The organism is Sphingobacterium sp. 1.A.4 (assembly GCF_002734245.1).
Lineage (GTDB): Bacteria > Bacteroidota > Bacteroidia > Sphingobacteriales > Sphingobacteriaceae > Sphingobacterium > Sphingobacterium tenebrionis.
On sequence record NZ_PEAZ01000118.1, the window covers coordinates 56,413 to 73,085 of the forward strand.

A 16,673-nucleotide genomic window follows, 5' to 3' on the forward strand; every position below is an offset into this window, starting at 1 on the left:
AGTCCTTGGAAGTGTAAAATCATTTAAAAGGTTTTTAGATTCAGTCGAAAACAAAGAGGTTTTCCATTTTGTGAAAGACGAGTTTAACTTATTTGGCAAGCGGTTTTCAAACTACATCCTTTTATATGAATGGGAAAAGAACTACCAAGATTATAACAGAGTGTTGTCCATAGTTAAGAATAGAGTAATATTATAGATATGGCTAAACCACAACATGAGTATGAAAGCGAAGCCTTTTTAAAAAAGGTTGAGGAGTATGCCAAAAAAGGATATACCGATAAAGAAATTGCTTACGAATTGGATTTGCATCCAGCAACATTCAGTGAGCATAAGACAGTCAACCATCCACAAATTGGCGAAGCGTTAGCGCGTGGACGTGCAAAGATCAACAACATTGTTCGTCAAAGATTGCTTGCCGTTGGCTTGGGAGGATTGAAAACTAAAAGGGTCTCTAAGAGAAAAAGCGAAATGGGCGGTGAGGAAGTTATGTATGAAGAAGAAACGGAACTTGCTCCTAATCCCCAGGTTCTATCTACTTGGTTATTCAACCATGATGAAGAATGGAGAGCATCGGTAATGGAAGGCAAAAGGCTTGACGTTACTACTAACGGAAAAGATGTTAATGCCAATCCATTGGTTTTTGTATCTGCTGATGATTTGGAAAAAGATCAATTGGATGGATTGATTAAGGCACAGTTGGGAGGAAGTGAAATAGATGCCGATAGCGGTAACGACACAGGTTCATGATGAACTGATACAGGCATATAATGAAAAGAAGTATAATGTTTTCGTTTTAGAGGGAAGTTCAAGGAGTTCTAAAACACATAGCATTATACAATTTCTCATTAAGTATGCCACACTAAACAGGGGAAGGACAAGACGTGTCGCTATATGCCGTTTGAAAGGCACTTGGATTGAAGCAACTGTTTTATATGATTTTATCAATGTCTTAACGGCTTATGGGATTTACAACCCAAAGCACCACAATAAGACTAAAAAAATCATAAAGCTCTTTGATACGGAATTTTGGTTCATGGGATTAGATGATCCGCAAAAAGTCCATGGCTTTGCTTCGGATCTGTTTTGGATTAATGAGGCAATAGAAGCTGGATATGATGACTACACCCAACTTATGCAGAGGTGCAGCGGTTTTGCTATCCTTGATTATAACCCAAGTGAAGAAGAACATTGGATATACGACAGGATTTTAAAACGACCTCAATCTTGGTACAGCCATTCGACATTCAGGAAGAACAAGTTTATTTCTCCCAATGCCAAGGCGCAAATCTTATCCTATGAACCAACGGAGGAAAACTATGCTAATGGCACTGCAGACGAAAGAAAGTGGAAAATCTATGGTTTAGGACAGAAAGCAAGTCTGGAAGGTGTTATTTTCGAAAAGGGTATTCATTGGGATATCGTTAAAGAAGTTCCAGAATACGCTAAAAAGGTGCATAGGTACGGACTTGACTTTGGTTATACGAATGATGTAACTGCAATTTCGGATATCTATTGGGGTAATGACACACAGAATGTTTACATAGATGAAATCGTCTATAAAACGGGAATGCTCAACCCTGATATTGGAAGGACTATCATTCAAGAAGGTCTTTCAAGAACCAAGGGATGGGCGGATCGAGCGGAACAAAAGAGTATCGATGAAATCCATTTGATGGGGGTAGACATCCATCCGGCTGATAAACCTCCTGGTTCTGTAAATCTCGGTATCGATATTATGAAACGTCATAAGATTTGGGTAACGGAACGATCAGAGAGATTCATCAAGGAGTTTAGGAATTACACTTGGAGACAGGACAAGAACGGCAAATGGCTCAATGAACCAGTTGATAGGGATAATCACGGTATGGATGCCACACGATACGTTTTCTTCATGGAAAAAGGTCAGGAAATGAGCCAAGAAGTCAAAGACAGAACAGCTAAATCACTCCAACGTTTACGGATGGGCGGTAGAAGATCAGTAAGGAGGTAATATGAGACCTAGGACAGAACAATTTGCTCTATATTATGAAGAACATCCAAGGGCTAAGGAATGGTTTAAGCGAGGAAAGTTTAAATCTTATTATCGGAAAAAGTGGTATAGGTATCTATTTAGGAATCATGAAAAAGAGTAAAGGCGAAAGACTGAATTGGCAAAAGGAAAGTGAAGTCACAAATCCACAAATCAATTTTAAAGAATTGAAGCCTAATAAAATTAAAATTCTTAAACGTAAAGGTTATAAATATTTGATACCATGAAAAAACGTAGATACAGGAGCATTAAGATGCGAAACTTCAATAAAGAAGTATTTGACCATATCAACAAGGATTATATCGATTGGGAAAAGAAAAGAAGGAGTTTATACACCACAGGAATGGCAATTGTCTTTGTAAGTGCTATTCTGTTCATTGGTTTTATTGTTCACTTGCTAAATAAATAAGATTATGAAAAAAGACATAACAATCTTAGGCAGAAAACAGGATGTTATCCTTGGAAAAGTCCAAGACATAATTGCGGAACGTGGGATTGATGAGTTATCGGATATCATTGTTGAGGATACAATAATTATTTAGTTATGGAAGATTATACACATTTAGCAGAAATATATGGAGTCCGCTGCTACTTCAACGAAGATAACAATGGAGTAAAAGGCACAAACTGGATTAATGAAAAATTGATTGATTTCTTTGTTTGGTTTGATACCATTTTCAGCATGAATGATGGATTTTATATTAAATTAATTAAACGGCTATGAAAGCGATACATTACGCAGGAATACCCTGTAAGACTGAGGAAGTAGGCGGATTGACCTACACTTATGTAAACAAATTGGTTACCTGTAAGGAATGTAAGAGCATCCTCAATGGAGAAACCAAAGAAATCAAAGTTGAACAACCCGAAATAGTGAAGGATGACAAGAGAGGAAATAAACGCAGTAGGATCAAGCGATAATTTTAAGGAAATCAAGAATAAGATGACCAAGAAACGGATCATTAAGGTTGGGAAAACTGAAATGACCGTCGAGGATATCCTAAAACAGTACAATCCATATCAGCACGATGTAAATGATCCATCCAAGAGACCTGACAAAATATTATCTGAAGATGGTGAGGAAATCCATGATGCCGTAAACAATACTATTCGTAGGACTGTTGACCATGCCATTGTTAAGGTTAACCGGCTACCTATTCCTATTCAAAAGAGAATCGTTCTCATTGCTTCAACATTCTTGGTAGGTGAGCGTATCAACATTGAATCAGATGCAGAAAGTGAAATTGACAATAAGCTTGAGCAACTTGTAAGAAAGGTTTGGAAAGATAATAAGCTTGATTACCGTAGCAAAGAGGTTGCAAAGCTCATGAAGTCGGAAACCCATTGTGCAGAACTTTGGTATGACTTCGAGAATGCCGATTATTGGAAAGGTACAATAATTTCTGAATCAAAAAAGAAGCTTGGTGTTAAAGTGTTGGCAGAAAGCAAAGGTGATAAGCTCTACCCTATCTTTGACGAATACGATGACCTCGTAGCCTTTGGGCGTGGATATGACGTTACTGGAGAAGATGGAAAGAAGATTGAACACTTTGATATCTATACCGAAACAAAGATCATCTACGGTGAGAAAAATGAGCAGGAATGGACAAGCAAGACAATCGACAATCCATTTGGCGCAATCCCTGTTATCTATTATTCCCAAGATGCACCTGAATGGGCGGATGTTCAGCCATTGATCGATAGAAAGGAAAACAGGCTATCAGACTTTGCAGATACGAATGATTATTTTGGAGATCCTGCTTTGGTAGCTGAAGGAACGGTTGACAATCTTCCGAGCAAAGGTGAGATCGGGAAAACATTCCAGGTAACTAATGGCGGACAGGTCAAATACCTGACATGGGATAGCGCACCTCAATCTATCAAGATGGAATTTGATATGCTCGAGCAGGAAATCAATGCCGGTACTCATACTCCTAATATCTCGTTCGACAGCATGAAGAACATTTTGGGCAATACAAGTGGTATTGCACTTAAACTTTTGTTCATGGATGCACAGATAAAGGCAACTGATCAACAGGAAGCTTTCGGAATGCTTATCCAACGGAGATTGAATTTGTTAATCAAGATGGTAGTTTCATTGGCTAAAGGACATTTTGCAAATCATACATTGAGCCTTTACCCTATATTTAAACCTTATATGCCTGTTAACGATGTTGAGTATAATAACTTATTGCTATCAGCTTATAATGGTGGAATGATCAGTAAAAAGACGATGGTAAGTAAATCTACCCTTGTTCAGGATGCCGAAAGGGAAATGGAAGAAATGGATTTGGAAGCAAAGCAATAAAAATACTGAATAAATTATGTGATATTCACATTTTTTACATACTTTTATAAAAGTGGGAATGGTGAAGTTTTGATAATTTATTTTGTTTGGTAGAAAGCCGTTTGATTAAGTTCAGACGGCTTTTTTAATCTTATTTATTCCCGAAATTTTTTTCAATTTGATAGTATACATCATTTGTTGTAGGGTAAAAAGAATACAAGGTTTCAAAATTTGGGTTGTATTGCATTGTTACCCTATTAGATTTATTATCATCAGTAAGGTATGCTTTAAAAGTGATATTCTTCTCAACAATTTCTAAGAACTCGGTTTGAAAAGGAATGATTAATTCAACTTCTGGATCAGAAAAATTAATATTTACTTTAGCATCACATTCACAAATATTTTCTTCACCACTTTTTTTAACGGTAATTATCCTATTAATTTCAATTGAATTGTTTAACACATCAAATACCTTATTGTAAAACTCTGAATCTTTACCTTTTGATATGTGATTACTATATATATATTCATTATAGAAATCTTTCCGCTTAAATAGTGGTATTTCGTCAATGCAAGGAAAAGCACTACCTTCCGCATAACACCCCTCCCCCATTAGATTTTCAAACCAAATAATTGAATACTGTTTGGTTATTTCATGTTGTACGATCTGTTTGACTAAGGATAATACATTTTCATCTGTGCATTGAACTTTTTTTTCTTCTTCAGAACATGATAAAAATAAAAATGGGAGCATTAAATATGCTACTGTGGTTAAAAATTTCATTGTTTTGGTTTTGTGTCTGCTAATATAGAAAAATAGATCTTAAAATAATTTGAAAAAAAGTTAAACTTTGATTTGTTTTATTGTTTAACATTGTTTAACTTTGATACATCAAAAAAGAGGAAGTTATTTTAAACTTAAGATCATGAAATCACTAATCATTCTATTCATTTCGGCACTCATATTGAGTTCCTGCGGATTTAAGGAGTATAAACCTTTTGACAATGCTATTAATGTAGGACTTGCAAAGGAAAGTACAATCAAGTTAAACAAAGAGGTTAACAACAGTTCAAAATCTAAAATGGCTTCATTAAGATAATCACTCCCCCACCAGCGAGAAGCTAACCCTGCGAAAGGGGGATGGAGTTATCAAACACACACAGTTATGGCGCAATACAGAAACAGCTTTCACGACTCAATGAGCCACGATAGCAAAGAATTTATTACTACAGAGGCAAGTCCAATCGAATATAAGGATCATTTGATTTACGAGCGTATTAAATCAGTATGCTTTGATGTAGTAAAAGACGGAGTTTGCATCGGAATGTATGCGGGGATAAATGGGGCAAAAGGTTTTATTGATAAGATAGCTTAAGATGGAATACGTTAAAACAATTCTCACAATGAATCTAGGAGGCATTCAAAAAGAAAGAGAAATTCTGCTCGCAGGAATAGAGCTAAGCCCTTGCAATAATGATTTTCAAGAACATTTAGAGGTATTGGATAATCGGTCTAAAGAAATTGTAGCTGTATTGAATATGCTTGATGAACTCACAAGAGCAACCACTATTTAAATAGAAGAGAGATGGAAAACACACTAGAAAATAAAGCGAAGTTTTTCGCTCTTTATTGGGGATTGGAATTCACAGGAAGCGACCACTATGGCGAATACATGCCTGATACATGGTCAGAGTTCCCTAAGTATGTCGATAAACAGTATTTAATATTAAAACCTCTATCCTCAATAAGTGATGAGGATGCTATTGAGGTTGCTAAGATTATGACTTTCCACGATGGCAAAGGACTAATTATCGAAAGGAAAAAGAACGGTGAAATAGAAATGTATGATAGGTATAATGACGAACCGCATTTTTTAAACACTCTGTTTTTTGTTCCAGATCCTTTTGAAATTTTTTCAAGAGATGATAACCGAAATTGGTTTCAGTATGATGCTGAAAGAATTTCAGAAGCTTGTGATTATTTACGCTCAAAAGGGTATGCGCTTAAATGGTTGGATAAATCTGTTGAAGATCAATTATCAGACGGTTGGATTAAACTAAAGGAGGACTAACCATGCCAAACACCGCAAAGCAAGAACGAAACGAAGATTCAAAACTGATAGAAAATAGAAGGTATTTTCTCATTTCCTATGTACATGAAAAAGGTTTCGGAAACTCATTTTGGACAGGTCAGTTTCCTAACAATAAAGATGTCTTGAATTTTTTAACTAAAGAACAAGGCTTTGGGAATGCTGTCATTATAAATATTCTTGAGATGTCCAAAGAGGATTATGATCAATTCAGACAGTAACCCATTGTAAAACCCGAAAAGCCTATATACTAGGCAAGTTCTTTGAAGATATAAAGCAAGGTGGCGGAATAGAGACGCTAAAGCACGCCTTTAATGAGGTCAGTTCATAGATAGAGAAAATAGACTTAGGCTGGACGATTACTATCATGCAGGTATCAAACCCTGTCCTTGCTTTTAAAAATATTGAGGTGTGGCTGTTGGTTGCATTTGGGTATATGGAGTGCGCACGAAGTATATCACGGAAGCGAAAGTATTTTGGTTGCTCTTAATGCCGTAGTTTATAAAGGAATCGTCCTTTGACGTGGGGTCAGAACCCGCCGCCTCAACGATGACAGCACGGAAAGACGTGCAATTTGGAGAGATGGCGGAATGGTAGACGCAGGTCGGCAGGCGGTTCGCCAGTCGGCTGTACGATAAGGTAGTACGTGAAGGTTCGAGTCCTTCTCTTCTCCACATACAACCCCAAGCAGGATTGGTTTCAAATCGTTCTTTATTCCTGCTTTGGAAAGATATACGCCCCACGTGGGCATTTGGTTTGGTTAGATCCCCCGAGATAGGACAGTCAGGGGGATTTTTTAAACAATAGCACAGAACAATATGAAACTAAAAGTAAAGCGCGCCTTTTGGAAAATTAGCAAAGATGGATATTTCCATGCGCCAATCATTGGATTTAGTTACGGATCAACTGGATTTATCATCACGCTTCCGCTTATTGTGGTTAGTGTGGTTTGGAAGGAGGTGGAATAACAATGGAATTCGCATCAATAACAGCAGTAATAGCATTAGCACTATTCCTCTTGTTCGGAGACGATACACCAACACCTAATAATTTTTAATACCGGCACGGCATGAAACGTTTACTAACACTCGCCCTTCTCGCCATCCTCGTGACAGCGCAGGCCTGCACAGACAAAGACGATCCTCAGCCTTGCAAGGACCGCAAGCATATTGACGAACAACGTGGTCCTGGATTGCCGAGGTTGCGTAGGATTGGATGAACTTTACAGAAAAAAAATCAAACTTCTTTGCCTGTAGTTTGTTTAAAATACAAAACAAATAAATTTTAAACACTATGGCTACTGAAAAGAAATCATCATCACAAGGATCAAAAGTAAAAGCAAAATCAGATGCAGCAAAAGATCTTCAAGCATTATTTGAAGATGGATTGAAGGATATTTATTGGGCGGAAAAAGCCTTAGTTAAAGCACTTCCTAAGATGGAAAAGAATGCTACTTCAAAAGAACTGAAATCTGCCATCCAATCGCATTTAGAAGAAACAAAAGAACATGTATCCAGATTGGAGGAAGTTTTTAAATCAATTAAAGTTAAAGCAGAAGCGGAAAAATGTGATGCAATGGCTGGATTGTTAGAAGAAGGCGAGGGAATAATGGAAGAAACCGAAGTTGGATCTGTTAGAGATGCGGGAATCATTTCCGCTTCTCAAAAGGTAGAACATTATGAGATTGCCACCTATGGAACTTTAGCAGCGTTTGCAAAAGTATTAGGTCATAAGGAAGCGTTAAAATTATTGTTATCTACCCTTAAGGAAGAAAAAGCTTGTGATGAAAAACTGACATCAATTGCTGATACCAACTTGAATAGTAAAGCTGAATAAAGAATATCTATTCAATAATTCTATTTCTTTTAAACCATCCTTAGGGGTGGTTTTTTTGTTATTAAAATACCTAAAAGCGAAGGGAACCAAAAACCCCTCGGGATGGAGGGGATGGATTGCAGTCCATTATACTTTATTAAAAAAGAGTTCCAATAAGTTGGTTAAGTGATACAGATAAGTCAAAGTAATTAAAGCTTAACATACCATTGTTTTGAAGCGGTTTATACATTTTATTATAAGCCTTTGCGTCTTTGGAAATAAAAGCGTCAATTCCTCTTGATTGAATTTGAGCAAAAATCTTTAAATCGTTAATTATAACTTTTCTTTCAATCGTATCTCTAAGAGTGTTATCACCCTTTAAATAGCTATAAAATTCTCCAGATATTTTTGCATCATTATAATCAAATTCTAATAATCTGAATGTTTTTAATGATAATAGGTTGTCTGGGTCATCAGCAACAGAATATTCACTTACAACAATTGAGGATAAATACATTACAATCCCTTTATTTAAGAAATATTCATAATATTTAACTACATTATCGTGATATTCATCATCCCTTTTAAGGAGACGTGTAACAAATGAATTGTCTAACAAAATGGATTTTATATTATTTATCATTGCCTAAATTCCATCTGTTTTTAAATTCTCGATCCATTTATCAAGGTTTTTAATTTTTTGAAGATTTTTAGATGCGTTCTTAATTGCCCTTTCTAATAAAGTTTGGTCAAAGACTGGCTGATAAGCTACAAACTCAATTAAATTTAAGTCATATATTTTACCATCCTCTAAACTCTTCTTTCCACGAACCTTTACACCATAAGGTTTGTAAGCCTTCTTCTCCCCGTCAACTATTTGCTGTTTAGTGGCAGAAATAGCTAAATTTCCATATTCACTGGTTGTTATATGGATATTAGGTTTTTTGCCTCCCTCTTGATAGATCTCGCCATATAGATAAAATTCACTCTCAAAAAATTTAGGAATGAATAATTGAAAATCTGTTTTATTATCAATTATAAGAGTAGGATTTTGATTTATAGATGAATTAAATTCAATAGTTAATCCATTTTTAATAGCTGTTCGTTGAAATTTATCAATAATTTCTTGGCGTTTATAATCAAGAAAATCAATAGAATCTCTTTTATTTATTTCGGATGTTAAGCCGTTAAATAAAATGACAGCTGAAATAGGCAAAAAGAATTTATGTTTTGCTGATCCTTTTTCAATATCATAAGAAACATGTGGCCTGGTACGCTTATCTTCTTTGGTTGGATACAAAAAAGTCTCAATATCACTGATAATTGATTTTATATCAGTAATATCAATATCTTTTGGATCAAGATTTTTTTGAAAATTCTCAATCCTTATTTCTATATATCCTTGCTCTTCCACAATGCAAAATAACAAAAATACGTTCGAAAGACGAATAGTTTAATTAAAATATTAGGATCAAAAAATCCCTACACCTGGGAGATGTAAGGAAATGTTTAACAGATTATTTACCTGAGAAGGTTTATGCAAATATATAAATATTGTGAATGGTTGGTAATTTTATTTATTTAATTAATATCGTCTAATGCTATGCTATCCCAAGTCCACTTCATAAGAAATGACAAAATAAAAACTCTCATTATCCGTAACCTCACCATGTCCATTTTCCAACTGGTGATCTAAGTACTCAATAGCCTTATATCCATGAACTTCTTTCAGATCCTCTGCTATTACATCTATCTGACGCTGCAGATAACTCAACCCACCTTTCGCTAAAAATATGCTACTGGGGATCGTTATTTTTGCTGTAATTATCTCGCTCATATACCTATAACATTCAATTAAGCAATTTTGTTGGCAGAGCATATCATTCCACTTTGAAGTAAATCGAGTATATATAATGGTTATATTCCGGATGGAAAGAATAATCTTCGATTCGGTGATCAAGGTATTCTATATAGTGGTAGGAATGTTCATTTCTAAGATCCTCCTGTAAGTTTCTGATCAATGACTTGATGTTGGTGGAATCTTCACCATGTCCGTATGCATCCTTTTCAACTGAAATGGTATAAGTTATAATGCTTTTCATGTATGAAAGGTATTGTTTATTTTCCGGAATGGATTAATGACTGTAAATAAATATTAACGAAGCTCCACCTCATAACTAACCACAAAACTCAAATGATCAGCATCAGCCGTGTCCAAGTAACCTTCCTCTAGCTTGTGGTCTAAGTACTCCACGCTGGTATACCCATGCTCTTCCTTCAGATCTTCCGCAACTGTGTTGATCAGTGACTGTAAATAAGCATGGCCACCTTCCTCGGAAAGAGATGCTGTTGGGACTGTGAGACGGGTTGATATGGTTTGTTTCATGATGTAATATAAAAAATCCCTCCATTTATGAAGGGAATATGTATTAAAACTAAATATCTAAATCTTGATATTTGAACTCAACATTATATTCGCCAAGCATTTCCCAGGCTTCCTTAATTTTTCTTTCAATAAAATTCTGCTGTCCCTTGTTAGTTTCAGAGTTTAAATAAGATATTATAACATTATCCATCGTGACCTCAAGATCTCCTTTATGATCAATAATTGATATTATTGCTTTCATATCTATTGGAGATAAAGTTACAGACAATGTCCATAAAAGTCTTTGCAATCTGTGGTCTGGAAAATCCGCTCCAGTTTTTTCGTAATGAATATGATCAAATGTTTCCATAAATATTGATTTAATTTGTTTATAACAATTTACAAATTTACCTTTCATGTTTCAACAAATAGAATTTATTTGATAAGAAAGATTTTTCTATTAGTTTTTTTTAAAGCGTATTTATGGAGCTTTCTTTTTTCTTTCAATATTTTCAATCAAACTTTCAAAATATAACACTTTAGTGAATGATGAATCAATTATAAAAACATCAGAATTTAAAATTTTAGCTCCAAAACCATTGTTAATTCTATATTTATGCAGAACCTCAAATTGCTTTTCCTTATCACCTACCGCATTTAATCCAGTTGATGATTTAATGTTAAGTATTTCTATTGGTTCATAACTTTCCGGGTCATTCGCATTTTCAACAATAAATTCTTTGATCAATTCCTGAGCTTTTTCTTCTTGTGATCTCTGACATCCAAAAAACATAAGCAATAATATTATTTTAGCACAATACAATTTCATAATTTATTTTTTTTCGAAGTTAATACATTTCTCCGAAATAGAACGGCCGTTAATTTTCGTTGCACGACCCGCAATGAAGTATCAACAAAATCAACTGTTACTTGTAAATTGTAAATGTACTACGTTGTAGTAGTAAGCGACTAATACTAAATTGATAATTTGAGATTATCAAGTAAATAGTATTAAAATTCCTTAAACAACCTTTGGTAAATATGCACTTTTGTTTATGTGTTTATCACATATTTAACATAATCAACTACTCACTGTGAAAAGTGTATTAAGGGGAAAAATGAAAGAAAAACTATTATCAGCACTTAAAACTAAGTACTCAAACTTAGGGTTCAGTGATAAGGCATTTTCAGGGGTTGCGGAATATCTTGCATCAACTGTAACAGAAGAAGATCAGATCGACAACGGTATTTTAGGGGTCGAACCATTGCTAAAAGCTTTTCAAGGCGATGCAGATTCAAGAGTGAACAACGCAGTAGCCAAAGCCAAGGCGGAAAACAAAGGGGGCAATCCAGCGCAACCTGAAAAAAAGGAAGAAATCAAAGGGGATGAAACTCCTGTGTGGGCAAAATCTTTACTTGAAAAAGTGGAAAGATTAGAAAACCAAAAACAACAGGAAACATTAGTTCAAAAATGGAACAAAGCAGTTTCAGAAAAGGGAATCAAGAATGAGAAACTTTCTGAAAAATGGATGCCAAAAAATGAAGATGAATTTGAATCAAGTTTAAACGACTTAGTAGAATTCAACAAAACAATTTCCATCCAAGAAGCTAACGGGAACACTACCGGAAAACCTGCTAGTGCTTCAACATCTACTGGAAAGATTTCTAAAGAAACACAAGGTAAAATTGACGGATGGGTTAATAGCAAAGACCCCGTAAAGAAGGACTAAAAAAGAAAAAATGAGATCACAAAAAACAGATTATGCAGGATCTATTCCTGTTTTTCAAATTGATGATGCTACTCGTTCCGTTCAAGGCGGTTTCACTTTAGATAAGACTAATGTGGCTGTCGGTGATGTTATCGGACGTGGTTATGTAATCCAATTTGATGAGTTGACTCGCTCAGCCAAGCTGGTAAAAACAGCGAGAGTAACTGAAGCGGCCAATGGTACTGCTGTGGCATATAAAATCGCAAAAGGCAGCTTGTTTGCTGTTGGTGGAAAGTTTGGAGGAAAAACAATCGCTTCAATCGATAAGACCAATGCAGATTACGATCTGGTAACCGTAGATGCAACAATAGGAACCGCTCAGCCAGTTGGCGCAGTTGTAGTAGAAGAAGCAACAACGGATTATTTAGGTTTGAATTACCATGAGTTCCGTGTCCATGAGGGAGACAATGAGGTTACCCTTTTGAATAGTTGCACAGTCTATGAAAGACGTACTCCAGGTATCGGACCGGTTTTAGGCGCAAAGATGCCTAGGGTAATTCGTTCACAATCTTATTAATAGAAAATGGCAGAAGTAGAGAAATTAGATGGGTTTTTGGCAGAACTAGGGGTGCCATTATCCGTAATATTGGAAAGAGTAAAAGCTGAATTAGAAAGTCCTTTATGGTTTACTAATTACTTTTCATTCGCTCCAAAGCAAGTGTCGTTGGACTTCACTACAATCTTTGGTGAAGAGACGATTGAAGAAATGGCGGCAGTTATCCATGATGGTTCAGAAATTCCTTTGATGGGTAAAGATGCGATCAGCAAATTACAGGGTGAAATGCCTACAATTGCGATTGCCATCGATATGACCGCAAAAGAATACCGTGATTTGATTACATTGCGTTCATTAGCAAACGTTAACGATCAGGTAGCTTTCAATGCAATCTTAGATAAGATCTATGAGAAAGCAAGTAAGGTTGGAAATTCGGTGTTGAGACGTTTGAACGGTATGGCTTTACAGGCGGTTTCAACAGGAACTATCATTATCAACAATGACAACAACCCAAACGGTGTTGCATTCACTTTGGACTTGGGAGTTCCTGCGGAAAACAAAAAAGTTGCAGTCAAAAAATGGAGTGATCCTACTGCAAAAATCGTTACCGATATCAAGAAAATCAACAAAGATTTCCGCAACAAAGGTAAGGTGCTGTCCAAAATTTTGGTTAGCGACACATTGTTTGACAGAGTTCTGGAAAATGATGAGGTTAAGACATCATTGAAACAGTTTTTGAGACTGGAATCGGGTGATAATGTCGACTTCTTGACTACTTTCGAGTCGGTTAATAAGGTTTTTGAAAAATTACGTTTACCTGTATTTGAAATCGTAGAAGCAGTAACACCTATTGCGAAAGATGGTGTTAAGTCAGTTGTAAACTCTTGGGAAGAGGATAATGCTATATTTGTGCCAGCTGGTAAATTAGGTTTGGTTCATAGTGCCTACAACAATGAGGTGTTATTAGGAAATCCTTCAGTTTATCAATATGGTGAATATTTAGGAGTTCAGATCATGCAGTGGTTCCAACGTAGACCGTTGACCGAATACACTGCGGCTGAATTTATCGGTATTCCAGGACATCAGCAGGTCAAGAATGTGGTAATCCTTAATACAGAACCTGCATAATGACAATTAAGGAAGCTTTTATAATAGAATTGGGAGGCTTGGAAGTATCGGGTGGTTCAATAGACCGCTCTTTACTCCGTGCTAAGATTTCCGATTCCCAAGCTGATTATCAGCCGAACTTGCACGATGATGCAATCGAGGTTGCTTATATGTTTACTCTCTTCTCCATTTGGGGTACTTTCAAAAGTCTTTCAGAAGGAGATAAAAGCGTAACATTCAGCGATGATATGATGAAAAAGCTTCTATACTTGGCTAAGAAATATGGTCGTGACGACATCCTAGATGCGTTGGATGACAGGCCAAAGGTCAACTCGATAAGAAAATGGTAGGTGATGTTGGATTTCAGGCCTCATAGACTTATAGCAACATTGATTGACGGAGAGGGTGTTTACGATCCTGATTTGGCAGAAATGGTTTCCGGGGAAGAAAGAGTGATCGAATTTGACTGTCGTGTATCTCCAAATGGAAAAGGTGCTGAAGTCAAAAGACAGGACGGAAAAATGGTTGTCTATTCATACCTTATCCATGCATCAAAGGAAGTTGAGAAATTGCCGTATGGCACAAAAGTTAGGGTTTTTGAAGGAGATGTACTGAAGGCGGAAGGTGAAGTTATTCAATCATTCTCAAACCAAATGAATACAAGGATATGGGTTTAAAATTTTCTATAAAGATCAACAAAGGGGTTATCAACAAAGCTTTGAGTAAGGCGGTAGATGAGGTAATTGAAGTTGGTTTAAACCACTTGATAGATACTGGTAGAGAATTTATTAGATATGCAAAGGCTAATAAGCAGTTTCAGAATCAGACCCATAACCTTGTCACTTCAATGGGATTTGGGATTGCTCAGAATGGAAGGGTAATTTACATGGAGTTTGACGGAATTGGAGAAGAAGGAATGGCTAAAGGGGAAAGTCTGGTCAATGAAGTTGCCTCAACACTGATTGATCCTTCCTTGATTTGTGTGGCAGGAGAAAATTATGCTGTTCATGTAGAGAAGAATGGATTCAATGTCATGTCAAACTTTGAGCCTATGTTTTTTGATTTATTAAAGAATAGCAGATAAGGGTGAGGACTAATGTAGATGTAATCCAGGCTGTAGCAAGAATATTGCACAAAAGCAATGTTAAGAACATTATTTCAGGTGTAATACAGCCTCGTAGGCCTATCAACAGCACTAAAGAGGATGTAACCATCAATTCACTGTTCGTAACGTTAGATCAACTCCAAAAAGGATTGATAAATGTCAATGTGAACATTCCAAATATTAGTGTAAGGCAGAATGGCCTTGTAGATTCAGAAGTTCCTGACCTAAAACGATTGAACATCGTGACCAAAGAGGTGATAAATGTGGTTGAAGGTTATGCCGGAGAAGATATATACCTTGATATCGAACAAACTATATTGATAGAAGAAAAAGGCAGCTCATGTATGAATATCCGTGTAGCTGTTAGGGCAAAGAACTTATAAAAAAAGAACAAAATGGCAAAGACAAAATCAAGTCTTGGACTAAAGAAAATAGAGATTGCAGATGTTCCAGCAACTGGACTCCCAACCTCATGGACAGAATTGAAGGCCACAAAAATAGGCACGGCAGTTCTTACGGAAGAAGATGATAATATTACGAATATCTTCATTGAGCAGTCTGATGAAGTTTACCGTACCATAACAACAGAAAGGGGGGCTACCACTTTCGCTTTTGAAATGTACGAGATTACTGCAGCGAACCTTGCCAAACTTAAAGGTGGAACTGCAACAACCGAAACGGGATCAGTTGGTGCAACTTGGGATAAATCTGTAAATTCCGTCGAACTTTTCCAATCTGTAAGGATCACAACATTGGATGATTACCAGGTCATAATTCCTAACGGAAATGTGAAAGCGCGTATTACTTGGACAATGACCAAAGAGGATCTTGCGACTGTATCAATTACCATTACGGTGAACACTCCATTGGATGAAACATTACCTCCTTTGAGGGTCATTGAACCTCTTTCGGTGTAAAAAATTATGTGATTTTCACATAATGAACATAATTTTATTCTGTGTCTTAACATCGTCGAAAGCCTTGTAAGGTGGGTTAGTAGACGATGTTATTTTTAAACCTTACAAAATGACCGAAAAAGAAATAAAGCAACTTCAGTACGAGAATGCCCATCGAATTGCAAAGAAGCAGTCCAAAGTAATAGAGATTGATATTAAACCAAAAAATTGGTTTCAAAGGATAAAAATGAGATTGGGGTTATCTAAAAAGCTATATAAACTTGAGATGCCCTACCCTACCCTATCCACAAGATCAAAGTTCACTTCCTATATATCTGGGATTGATATTGAAGATTCCAAGGTTCTTTACAAATCGGAAACATACGAAAGGCTGATCATGGGTATATCTATCCTATTTGATGATAGAAAAGAATATTCTTTGGAGAAGATCCAAAAAATAATCAGTGAATTGGACGAAGAAGAGTTTGTTTTTATGGTAACCTACATTCACGAAGTCATAAATGATGATTTTTTTTTGACCTGTACGGAATTGATAAAGACCAAGGAGCTTCCGAAAATGAATTCAGCATTTTCTCTTTCGTAGGGAATTTATGCAGGTACTGGAGGCTGGAGCCACACTATGTATGGAATGAGATTCCAATGATTGAGCTATTAATGCTCGGGGCAACAATAGACAGGCAAAAAAAGGAAAAT

General features: G+C 36.1%; 30 protein-coding genes and 1 tRNA gene. 23 read left to right on the top strand and 8 right to left on the bottom strand.

Annotation, left to right across the window (positions count from 1 at the left end; genetic code table 11):
• Positions 1-198 precede the first annotated feature (198 nt).
• From CRJ00_RS17625 to CRJ00_RS17655, 7 genes are all read left to right on the top strand, one after another.
• On the top strand, positions 199-747 hold the full coding sequence (locus CRJ00_RS17625; RefSeq protein ID WP_099368043.1) for a hypothetical protein: 549 nt from the start codon (positions 199-201) through the stop codon (positions 745-747).
• Positions 716-1,990, top strand: coding sequence for a PBSX family phage terminase large subunit (locus CRJ00_RS17630; protein ID WP_099368044.1), 1,275 nt, complete (start codon positions 716-718; stop codon positions 1,988-1,990). Before CRJ00_RS17625 ends, CRJ00_RS17630 begins: the two co-directional genes overlap by 32 nt.
• A gap of 35 nt (positions 1,991-2,025) precedes the next feature.
• Positions 2,026-2,256 (top strand): hypothetical protein, encoded by a 231-nt coding sequence (locus tag CRJ00_RS17635; RefSeq protein ID WP_099368045.1) that lies wholly within the window; start codon positions 2,026-2,028, stop codon positions 2,254-2,256.
• Entirely contained in the window at positions 2,253-2,438 is a 186-nt protein-coding gene (locus tag CRJ00_RS17640; protein ID WP_099368046.1) for a hypothetical protein, read from the top strand. The genes CRJ00_RS17635 and CRJ00_RS17640 overlap by 4 nt, the downstream gene beginning before the upstream one ends.
• Before the next feature lie 4 nt (positions 2,439-2,442).
• Positions 2,443-2,571 carry a hypothetical protein gene (locus tag CRJ00_RS19260; RefSeq protein ID WP_257213837.1) on the top strand — a complete coding sequence of 43 codons (129 nt, stop codon included), beginning with the start codon at positions 2,443-2,445 and terminating at the stop codon, positions 2,569-2,571.
• A gap of 178 nt (positions 2,572-2,749) precedes the next feature.
• Positions 2,750-2,950: a hypothetical protein gene (locus CRJ00_RS17650; protein ID WP_099368048.1), complete on the top strand. Its 201-nt coding sequence runs from the start codon at positions 2,750-2,752 to the stop codon at positions 2,948-2,950.
• Positions 2,910-4,337, top strand: a complete 1,428-nt coding sequence (locus CRJ00_RS17655) for a phage portal protein (RefSeq protein WP_099368049.1) — start codon at positions 2,910-2,912, stop codon at positions 4,335-4,337. Before CRJ00_RS17650 ends, CRJ00_RS17655 begins: the two co-directional genes overlap by 41 nt.
• Before the next feature lie 130 nt (positions 4,338-4,467).
• Here the strand turns inward: CRJ00_RS17655 and CRJ00_RS17660 are convergent, their stop codons facing one another.
• On the bottom strand, positions 4,468-5,100 hold the full coding sequence (locus CRJ00_RS17660) for a hypothetical protein (RefSeq protein ID WP_099368050.1): 633 nt from the start codon (positions 5,098-5,100) through the stop codon (positions 4,468-4,470).
• Between the two features lie 382 nt (positions 5,101-5,482).
• Here CRJ00_RS17660 and CRJ00_RS17670 point away from each other — a divergent pair, with 382 nt between their 5' ends.
• The 7 genes from CRJ00_RS17670 (at position 5,483) to CRJ00_RS17690 (ending at position 8,242) form a co-directional block, all read left to right on the top strand.
• Positions 5,483-5,692, top strand: coding sequence for a hypothetical protein (locus CRJ00_RS17670; RefSeq protein WP_099368052.1), 210 nt, complete (start codon positions 5,483-5,485; stop codon positions 5,690-5,692).
• 1 nt (position 5,693) lies between these two features.
• Complete coding sequence (locus CRJ00_RS17675) at positions 5,694-5,891, top strand: hypothetical protein (RefSeq protein ID WP_099368053.1); 198 nt, start codon at positions 5,694-5,696, stop codon at positions 5,889-5,891.
• An 11-nt stretch (positions 5,892-5,902) separates the two neighbouring features.
• A complete protein-coding gene (locus CRJ00_RS17680) occupies positions 5,903-6,388 on the top strand; it encodes a hypothetical protein (protein WP_099368054.1) in 486 nt (161 codons plus the stop codon).
• Positions 6,389-6,390: 2 nt separating this feature from the next.
• Positions 6,391-6,627 (top strand): hypothetical protein, encoded by a 237-nt coding sequence (locus tag CRJ00_RS17685; protein WP_099368055.1) that lies wholly within the window; start codon positions 6,391-6,393, stop codon positions 6,625-6,627.
• 355 nt (positions 6,628-6,982) lie between these two features.
• Positions 6,983-7,080 (top strand) — tRNA-OTHER (locus tag CRJ00_RS18895).
• A gap of 144 nt (positions 7,081-7,224) precedes the next feature.
• Complete coding sequence (locus CRJ00_RS18900; protein WP_180268528.1) at positions 7,225-7,374, top strand: hypothetical protein; 150 nt, start codon at positions 7,225-7,227, stop codon at positions 7,372-7,374.
• Between the two features lie 325 nt (positions 7,375-7,699).
• Complete coding sequence (locus tag CRJ00_RS17690; RefSeq protein WP_099368056.1) at positions 7,700-8,242, top strand: YciE/YciF ferroxidase family protein; 543 nt, start codon at positions 7,700-7,702, stop codon at positions 8,240-8,242.
• Between the two features lie 136 nt (positions 8,243-8,378).
• Here the strand turns inward: CRJ00_RS17690 and CRJ00_RS17695 are convergent, their stop codons facing one another.
• From CRJ00_RS17695 to CRJ00_RS17725, 7 genes are all read right to left on the bottom strand, one after another.
• Entirely contained in the window at positions 8,379-8,864 is a 486-nt protein-coding gene (locus tag CRJ00_RS17695) for a PIN domain-containing protein (RefSeq protein ID WP_218962244.1), read from the bottom strand.
• A gap of 3 nt (positions 8,865-8,867) precedes the next feature.
• Positions 8,868-9,635 carry a hypothetical protein gene (locus tag CRJ00_RS17700; RefSeq protein WP_099368057.1) on the bottom strand — a complete coding sequence of 256 codons (768 nt, stop codon included), beginning with the start codon at positions 9,633-9,635 and terminating at the stop codon, positions 8,868-8,870.
• A 192-nt stretch (positions 9,636-9,827) separates the two neighbouring features.
• Positions 9,828-10,058 carry a hypothetical protein gene (locus CRJ00_RS17705; protein WP_144038195.1) on the bottom strand — a complete coding sequence of 77 codons (231 nt, stop codon included), beginning with the start codon at positions 10,056-10,058 and terminating at the stop codon, positions 9,828-9,830.
• Between the two features lie 43 nt (positions 10,059-10,101).
• Positions 10,102-10,323 carry a hypothetical protein gene (locus CRJ00_RS17710; protein WP_099368059.1) on the bottom strand — a complete coding sequence of 74 codons (222 nt, stop codon included), beginning with the start codon at positions 10,321-10,323 and terminating at the stop codon, positions 10,102-10,104.
• Positions 10,324-10,376: 53 nt separating this feature from the next.
• Positions 10,377-10,607 (bottom strand): hypothetical protein, encoded by a 231-nt coding sequence (locus tag CRJ00_RS17715; protein WP_099368060.1) that lies wholly within the window; start codon positions 10,605-10,607, stop codon positions 10,377-10,379.
• A gap of 49 nt (positions 10,608-10,656) precedes the next feature.
• Positions 10,657-10,956 (bottom strand): hypothetical protein, encoded by a 300-nt coding sequence (locus tag CRJ00_RS17720; protein ID WP_144038196.1) that lies wholly within the window; start codon positions 10,954-10,956, stop codon positions 10,657-10,659.
• A gap of 111 nt (positions 10,957-11,067) precedes the next feature.
• On the bottom strand, positions 11,068-11,415 hold the full coding sequence (locus CRJ00_RS17725) for a hypothetical protein (protein ID WP_144038197.1): 348 nt from the start codon (positions 11,413-11,415) through the stop codon (positions 11,068-11,070).
• 289 nt (positions 11,416-11,704) lie between these two features.
• Here CRJ00_RS17725 and CRJ00_RS18905 point away from each other — a divergent pair, with 289 nt between their 5' ends.
• The 9 genes from CRJ00_RS18905 to CRJ00_RS17770 all read left to right on the top strand — a co-directional run bounded on the left by CRJ00_RS18905 (position 11,705) and on the right by CRJ00_RS17770 (position 16,563).
• Complete coding sequence (locus CRJ00_RS18905) at positions 11,705-12,316, top strand: hypothetical protein (protein WP_180268529.1); 612 nt, start codon at positions 11,705-11,707, stop codon at positions 12,314-12,316.
• A gap of 10 nt (positions 12,317-12,326) precedes the next feature.
• Positions 12,327-12,872 carry a hypothetical protein gene (locus CRJ00_RS17735; protein ID WP_099368063.1) on the top strand — a complete coding sequence of 182 codons (546 nt, stop codon included), beginning with the start codon at positions 12,327-12,329 and terminating at the stop codon, positions 12,870-12,872.
• A 6-nt stretch (positions 12,873-12,878) separates the two neighbouring features.
• A complete protein-coding gene (locus CRJ00_RS17740) occupies positions 12,879-13,979 on the top strand; it encodes a major capsid protein (RefSeq protein WP_099368064.1) in 1,101 nt (366 codons plus the stop codon).
• Positions 13,979-14,308 carry a DUF6706 family protein gene (locus tag CRJ00_RS17745; protein ID WP_099368065.1) on the top strand — a complete coding sequence of 110 codons (330 nt, stop codon included), beginning with the start codon at positions 13,979-13,981 and terminating at the stop codon, positions 14,306-14,308. The genes CRJ00_RS17740 and CRJ00_RS17745 overlap by 1 nt, the downstream gene beginning before the upstream one ends.
• A gap of 3 nt (positions 14,309-14,311) precedes the next feature.
• Positions 14,312-14,635 (top strand): hypothetical protein, encoded by a 324-nt coding sequence (locus CRJ00_RS17750; RefSeq protein WP_144038198.1) that lies wholly within the window; start codon positions 14,312-14,314, stop codon positions 14,633-14,635.
• Entirely contained in the window at positions 14,626-15,042 is a 417-nt protein-coding gene (locus CRJ00_RS17755; protein ID WP_099368067.1) for a hypothetical protein, read from the top strand. Before CRJ00_RS17750 ends, CRJ00_RS17755 begins: the two co-directional genes overlap by 10 nt.
• A gap of 2 nt (positions 15,043-15,044) precedes the next feature.
• A complete protein-coding gene (locus CRJ00_RS17760) occupies positions 15,045-15,446 on the top strand; it encodes a hypothetical protein (RefSeq protein ID WP_099368068.1) in 402 nt (133 codons plus the stop codon).
• A 12-nt stretch (positions 15,447-15,458) separates the two neighbouring features.
• The gene (locus CRJ00_RS17765) at positions 15,459-15,980 is read left to right on the top strand and encodes a phage tail tube protein (protein WP_099368069.1); all 522 of its coding nucleotides are present in this window, start codon (positions 15,459-15,461) and stop codon (positions 15,978-15,980) included.
• A 109-nt stretch (positions 15,981-16,089) separates the two neighbouring features.
• Positions 16,090-16,563 (top strand): hypothetical protein, encoded by a 474-nt coding sequence (locus tag CRJ00_RS17770; RefSeq protein ID WP_099368070.1) that lies wholly within the window; start codon positions 16,090-16,092, stop codon positions 16,561-16,563.
• Positions 16,564-16,673: the final 110 nt, after the last annotated feature.